Here is a 6,000-nt window from a genome sequence, read left to right as displayed (position 1 = left end):
CGATCTGGCCCAGCGGCTCGGCGAGCACTACCTCGCGACCTGTCTGTACGCGGTCTACGACCCCATCGCCGGCGAGCTGCACATCGCCAACGCGGGCCACATCCCGCCCGTCCTGGTCCGTGCCGGGGACGGCCGCAGCGAACTGCTCGACCTGCCGACCGGAGCGCCCATCGGGGTCGGCGGCGTGCCCTTCGAGGCGGTACGCGTGCCGGTGGCGCCCGGCGACCGGCTCGTGATGTGCACCGACGGCCTGGTCGAGGTGCGCGGCGAGGACATCGGCGTCGGCCTCGCCACGCTCTGCGAGTCCGCCGCCCACCCGGCCGCGTCCATGGACGACGCCTGCGACACGATCATCCGTGCCCTCAACACCCGTGGCGGCCGCAAGGACGACGTGGCGCTGCTGATGGCCCGGCTCAACGGCATCGAACCCGAGGACGTCGCCGAGTGGCGGCTCTCGCTCGACCCGGTCGAGGCCCGCCGGGCCCGCTCCGTGGTCCGCGAACAGCTCCACGACTGGGGCCTGGCCCGGCTGGCCGACCCGGCCGAGTCGATGGTCAGCGAGCTGGTGACCAACGCCGTACGGCACACGCACAGCCGCCGGATCGAACTGCGGCTCGTACGCGGCGACACCCTGCTGTGCGAGGTGGCCGACGACGACCACACCCTGCCGACGCTGCTCAGCGCGAGCCCCGGCGACGAGTTCGGCCGCGGTCTGCGTATCGTCAGCACGCTGGCCCGCGAGTGGGGCACGAGCCGCACCAGCACCGGCAAGACCGTCTGGTTCGAACTGACCCTGCCGAGACGCTGACCCGAGACGCTGACCCCCGGGCACTGCCCCCCCGGGGGGGCGCGTACCGGCGTGCACGGATCGAAATGAACCGTGCAGGAATGCGCCGCACGCTTGTCGACGCACGCCCGGCGCGATAGACCGATCCCGCCCGTCATCCACGGCGGGCCGCGGTGGCGACCTGGGGAGCGGGCATGAGCGTGACACATCGGTACAGGGAGGCCTGGGAGGGCTTCTGGCGCGAGGCCCCCGACGAACAGGGAGCCGTCTTCTGGGACGCGGATCCCGCACTGACCGCGGGCGTCCACCTCGCCCTCTTCGAGCCGTACCTGTCGGCTCACGATCTGCCGGTCGTGGACCTGGGCTGCGGCAACGGCACCCAGACCCGCTTCCTGGCCGACCGCTTCCGGCATGTGGTCGGCGCCGACCTCTCGGCCGCCGCTCTCGAACACGCCCGCCTCGCCGATCCGGCGGGCCAGGCGACGTACCGGCTGCTCGACGCGGCCGAGAAGACCGAGGCGCAGACCCTGCACGCGGAGCTGGGTGACGCCAACGTCTATATGCGGGGCGTGCTCCACCAGTGCGAGCCGGACGACCGCCAGCCGCTGGTGGACGCCCTCGCCACCCTGGTGGGGGAGCGCGGCCGGGCCTTTCTCGTCGAACTCTCCGAAGCCGCCCGGCCGGTCCTGATGGGCCTGGCCCGGAGCTCCGAGGGACCGCCGCCCAAGCTGGCCCCCATCTTCCGGCACGGCATCGCGCCCGGCGAGGTGTCCGACGACGCGGTCCCCGACTACCTCCGCGCGGCGGGCCTCACCGTCCTCGCGAGCGGTGAACTCCCCCTCGTGACCACCGAGTTCACGCCCGAGGGCGCGCGGATCGAGCTGCCGTCGAAGTGGCTGGTGGCAGGACGCACGGCCGACTGAGCCGGACGCACGGGTACGGCGTCACCTGCCGGTCGGTGACGCCGTACCCCTTCATGGTGGCCGTTGGGTCAGTGGCCGGGCCAGCCGTCCAGGTGACGGTGGACCGCGACGGCGGGCGCGTCCGGAGCCTTCGGTGCGCCTGCCACCGCGTCGTGCAGGACGGCGGTGACCTCCGCGGCCAGCGAGTCGGCCTGCGTCTTGAGGTCGGCCGCCGGGATCTTGGACCGGGTCAGGTCGTCCAGCCTGCGGTGGATGTCGGCGAGCTTGCGCTGCGCGGTGGCGTCCAGGGTGAACGGACGGGCGGTGGACACCACGAACTGGTAGGCGCCGGCGAGGGTTTGGCAGCCGTCGCAGTGCTCGTTGGTCGCGTCGCTGAGGTTCACCGCGTTCAGGTGGGTGTTCTGGCCCGCCAGCGTGACGATCTGGAAGGACAGCGCGACCGACCGGCAGTGCGCGTCGACCGAGCAGCCGACGGAGACCGCGCCCGCCTGGTTGCGTACACCCACCGCCTTCGCCGTACCGAGCTGCCGCACGGTGAAGGAGTCCTTGACCTGGGTCGGATGCGCCCGGTCGGCGTGACTGAAGGTGTGGTCCTCCGCGACGGCGTGGCGGGCGACCGAGCCCGCCGCGGCGGTGGCGGCCTGGGCCGGGACCGCCGCGGCGATACCGGCCGCGCCGGCCGCGAACAGGCCTATGCGCATGGCTCGTTGGGAGAGGCCCCGGCCGGCTGGGCGAGGCTTGCGGTGCGTGTTGGGATGGATACTCACATGGGTCTCCTGCGGTCGTGGTTCGGCGGGACGACGGCCACCGGGCGGTGATCGCCGAGGGCGGTCACGGGGTGGCCGGGCTCGGTGGGCCGGTCGCGCTGACGGATTCGGTCGGCGTCGGCGGATCCGTCGAGGGCGCCGGCGCGGACGACGAGACGGACGGCGACGGGCCGGGCGGCTCGGACGGACCCGCGGGCGGACCGGCCGAGACGGAACCCGTCGTGCCCGGACCGCCGGCCGGTGTGGTCGGCTTCGTGGACGGGGAGGCGCCGGGTGACGTGGAGGCGGAGGCGTCCGCGCTGGGCGAGGCCGACGCGCTCGGCGCGGTGGCGGCCGTGGAGCCGGAGGACGCGGACCCGGACGGCAGGGCCGCCGAGGTGTCGGACGGTGACGTGTGCGGCTGGGGCGCGGTCGCGGGCCTGGCGGGCGGCTCGGCCGTGGACACGCCGGGCTGGAGGATCGGCGCGATCGGCGGACGCTTCGGCAGCGGCTCGGGTGTCACACCGGACACCCACGCGTAGCTCAGCGAGCCGAGGCCCAGCAGTGCCAGCGCGCACAGTGCCACCCGCAGCCGGGGCTTGTCCGCCGTCGACCGCTTCGCGGCGCGGAAGACCCGGCCGCCCATTTTGAGCGACAGATAGACCACGCCGGCCATCGGGCACAGCAGCATGAAGCAGCCGATCACGCCCATCAGGGCCGCGGCGATCTGACCGCCCGCGAAGGCGTCCCCGGTTCCCACGACCTGGTCGGTGAGCGAGCGGACCATCGTCGCGACGATCCGCGGCAGGTTCCACAGCGCGTACCCGAGCTCGCCGATCAGCAGCGGCACCATGGTCAGGACCCAGGTGGTGATGATGGTCCGGGACGACTTCTTGAGCCCGACGACCTCGGCGCGCGCCGCCTTGCCGCGCCGGCCCGGCACCGTGCTCAGCAGAATCGGTTTGATCTTGCCGTAGAGGTCCGGGACGCCGGCGAGGTCGCCCAGGATGTAGTAGCCGTCCAGCCGGACGGCCGGCATCAGCTGCTCCAGGATCTCGAAGTGCCCGAGATAGACCGTGGCCAGGAAGAACTGCTGCCCGGTCGCGAAGTACGCGCCCGCCATCCCGAGCATGAAGACGACGTTGAAGTACACCCCGCCCAGGTCGGTGCGGAGCCGTCCGGCCCGGCCGATCCGGTAGATGTCCGTCACGTCGGTGTACATGGACGGCCAGATGAGGAAGAGCCCGCAGCCGATGCAGCCCGGCCGTGCGCCCCCGTATCTGCACGCCGAGGCGTGGCCGAACTCGTGGAAGACCAGCGAGGCCACGGTGAGCCCGAACACGACGAGCATCAGGACCGGCTGGTCGAGGACCTGGAGCACGGGTTCCACCGCGCCGAAGAAGCCGAACAGCCAGACGTCCATGGCCACGGCCGCCGAGAGCATCAGCACGACCACCGTGGGGCGGTGCAGCCAGGCCAGCGAGCGGGCGATCCGGCCCGACCTGCGCTCGTTGAAGATGATCCGGTGCCCCTTGAGGGCGAGGAGCAGGTCGGAGCGCGGCGCCGAGACCTCGTCCTCCTCCTTGCCCTCCGGCACGGTGACGCCGAGCGGGTCGAGTTTCTCCTCGACCAGGAAACGCACGTTGTCGGCGCTGAGCTCGCGGCCGTAGCGGGCGCTGACCCGGTGCGAGATGGTCTCGATGTCGTTCACGCCGTCGATCGCGGAGGCGACCAGGTACAGCAGCCGTGACAGCTGCACGACCTGGCCGTCTCCGCGGCGCGCGATGTACTTCGGTTCGGTGAAGCCCGAACCCTGGTACTCCCCGTGCAGTTTGAGCCCGGAACTCAGTCGAGGCACCGGCAGTGCCTCGACGCCGGCGCCGACAACCGGCAGGCTTCCCGTGGCGAACTGCTCGTAGGTGACCGGGATTCCCCCCGGTCCCGGCACCGGCGACCCGGTGTCGTACAGCAACGCGGGCCCGTCCCCCAGTGCCGTCATTTCTGGTCCTTCCCCCCCCAAGGGCGGACCGCGCCCGCCCCCGGGCGCGGTCCGCCGAACAGCCGTTGTGCGCGGCGGGTGTTACTGCGTGACGTTGATCGCCTGGTTGGCGCTGGACTCCGCCACCGACCAGCTGGAGTGGTCGTTCAGAGCGGCCGACTCGTTGTGGGCGCTGATGTTGGCGACGTGCTTGGTCACGTTGGTGGTGCGGCCGAAGCTGAACTTCAGGCGGCCCAGGGCCTCGCGGCCGGGAAGCAGCTCGGCGGACTCGGACTGCAGCTCGTTCATGTCCATGCTCATGGGATGTCCTTTCGGGACGTGGTTCGTTGATGCGGGTGTGGTGATGGCACAGCGGCGGATGCGGGCGAGCATCCGGTGACGCGGAGGCGGGCGAGCCTCCGGTGCCGACTACTGGTGGACGTTGATGGCCTGCGAGGCGCCCGACGACGCGTCCGACCAGCTGGAGTGGTCGTTCAGGGCGGCCGACTGGTTGGAGGCGTCGATGTTGGCGACGTGCTTGGTCACGTTGACGGTCTTGCCGAAGCTGAACTTCAGCCGACCGAGGGCCTCGCGACCCGGCAGCAGCTCGGCGGTCTCGGTGTCGAGTTCACGGTTGTCCATCATGATCAATTCCCCCTCAGGGATGGGCATTTCCGATCGGACACAGGCTGGTTCCCCCCAAACTCTGTCCAATCTGGTCGGACGTGCTGTCCAACGAGATTGGACAGTAGTAGCCCCGGAGCTCGCCGCGCAAGCGGTTCGGGGAAAGACTTCTGGGGCCGGAGCGAAGCCCCCCGTAGAATCGATCCCGCTTGGAAGAGTTCCGCCCGGCGGCGAGCAGGAAGTGACCATCGGTGGCCAACGCACTGCAGCAGATCATCAGAGATCGCCTCGACCGCGAAGGCTGGTCCTACGGCGAGGTGGCACGTCGGGGCGGCATTCCGCGCTCCACCGTCCACCACTTGGCCACGGCCGAGCGGGTGGTGCGCATGCCCCAGCCCAGCACGCTGGAAGGGCTGTCCAAGGGGCTTGGACTGTCGTTGGACACCGTGCGGCGGGCCGCCGCGGAGGCGTGCGGCATTCATGTCTACGCGGCCGACGCCCCGCCCGCCGAAGGCGCGCCCGGCGCGCCCGCCGACCCCGAGGTCGACCTGCTCATCGCCAGCGTCCAGCAACTCTCGGCCGACGACCGCCGCCATGTCGCCGCCCTGGTCGAGTCCTTGCTGGGCCGCGACGCACGACGCGGCTAGGTCCTGCCGGGGCGCGACGCCGGGCGCGAGTGGCCGGCCCGCCGGGTCGTTCGGCGTCGGGTGGGGCGTGCGGGTTCGTGTCCGCCGGGCCTCGTCGACGCGACGTGGCGGGCGGTGGCACCCGTGCCTCCGGGGTCGACGGGATGCGCCGCGCGCGGTGGGTGGTGCGTGGCCGGGCGTCCGCGTCTACGAGGGCGGCTTGCATTCGGGTGATGGGGGGCGGTGTGGCGTCGCAGGGGCGGGTGGACTCGGTCGGCGGTGGCGCCGCGGGGGTCTGCGTCGGATGTCGGAGCCC

The 6,000-nt window shown here is 71.9% G+C and carries 7 protein-coding genes; 3 read left to right on the top strand and 4 right to left on the bottom strand.

Going from position 1 to position 6,000, the window contains the following annotated elements:
• Together AQJ27_RS58485 and AQJ27_RS05415 are read left to right on the top strand one after the other, a co-directional pair.
• Positions 1–808, top strand: an 808-nt coding sequence (locus tag AQJ27_RS58485; protein ID WP_244313865.1) for an ATP-binding SpoIIE family protein phosphatase, incomplete at its 5' end; no start/stop codon positions are given.
• A gap of 173 nt (positions 809–981) precedes the next feature.
• Positions 982–1,710 (top strand): class I SAM-dependent methyltransferase, encoded by a 729-nt coding sequence (locus AQJ27_RS05415; protein ID WP_067362243.1) that lies wholly within the window; start codon positions 982–984, stop codon positions 1,708–1,710.
• A gap of 68 nt (positions 1,711–1,778) precedes the next feature.
• On the opposite strand, the gene AQJ27_RS05410 is transcribed toward AQJ27_RS05415, so the two are convergent.
• The 4 genes from AQJ27_RS05410 to AQJ27_RS05395 form a co-directional block, all read right to left on the bottom strand.
• Positions 1,779–2,477: a hypothetical protein gene (locus AQJ27_RS05410; RefSeq protein ID WP_235613372.1), complete on the bottom strand. Its 699-nt coding sequence runs from the start codon at positions 2,475–2,477 to the stop codon at positions 1,779–1,781.
• A gap of 64 nt (positions 2,478–2,541) precedes the next feature.
• Positions 2,542–4,455 (bottom strand): zinc metalloprotease, encoded by a 1,914-nt coding sequence (locus AQJ27_RS05405; RefSeq protein WP_067362237.1) that lies wholly within the window; start codon positions 4,453–4,455, stop codon positions 2,542–2,544.
• Between the two features lie 81 nt (positions 4,456–4,536).
• The gene (locus tag AQJ27_RS05400) at positions 4,537–4,755 is read right to left on the bottom strand and encodes a hypothetical protein (protein ID WP_054230284.1); all 219 of its coding nucleotides are present in this window, start codon (positions 4,753–4,755) and stop codon (positions 4,537–4,539) included.
• Between the two features lie 108 nt (positions 4,756–4,863).
• Positions 4,864–5,079, bottom strand: coding sequence for a hypothetical protein (locus tag AQJ27_RS05395; protein ID WP_254649600.1), 216 nt, complete (start codon positions 5,077–5,079; stop codon positions 4,864–4,866).
• Positions 5,080–5,309: 230 nt separating this feature from the next.
• On the opposite strand from AQJ27_RS05395, the gene AQJ27_RS05390 reads away from it, so the two are divergent.
• Positions 5,310–5,705: a helix-turn-helix domain-containing protein gene (locus AQJ27_RS05390; protein WP_067362236.1), complete on the top strand. Its 396-nt coding sequence runs from the start codon at positions 5,310–5,312 to the stop codon at positions 5,703–5,705.
• Positions 5,706–6,000 lie beyond the last annotated feature (295 nt).

Origin of the sequence: Streptomyces olivochromogenes (genome assembly GCF_001514115.1) — a bacterium.
Classification (GTDB): domain Bacteria; phylum Actinomycetota; class Actinomycetes; order Streptomycetales; family Streptomycetaceae; genus Streptomyces; species Streptomyces olivochromogenes.
This window is presented reverse-complemented; position numbering and strand designations above follow the sequence as displayed.

Bases quoted from the DNA above. Each gene is read 5' to 3' on its own strand.
- AQJ27_RS05415 (WP_067362243.1), top strand. From the start codon at position 982: ATGAGCGTGACACATCGGTACAGGGAGGCCTGGGAGGGCTTCTGGCGC.
- AQJ27_RS05405 (WP_067362237.1), bottom strand. From the start codon at position 4,455: ATGACGGCACTGGGGGACGGGCCCGCGTTGCTGTACGACACCGGGTCG.
- AQJ27_RS05395 (WP_254649600.1), bottom strand. From the start codon at position 5,079: ATGATGGACAACCGTGAACTCGACACCGAGACCGCCGAGCTGCTGCCG.
- AQJ27_RS05400 (WP_054230284.1), bottom strand. From the start codon at position 4,755: ATGAGCATGGACATGAACGAGCTGCAGTCCGAGTCCGCCGAGCTGCTT.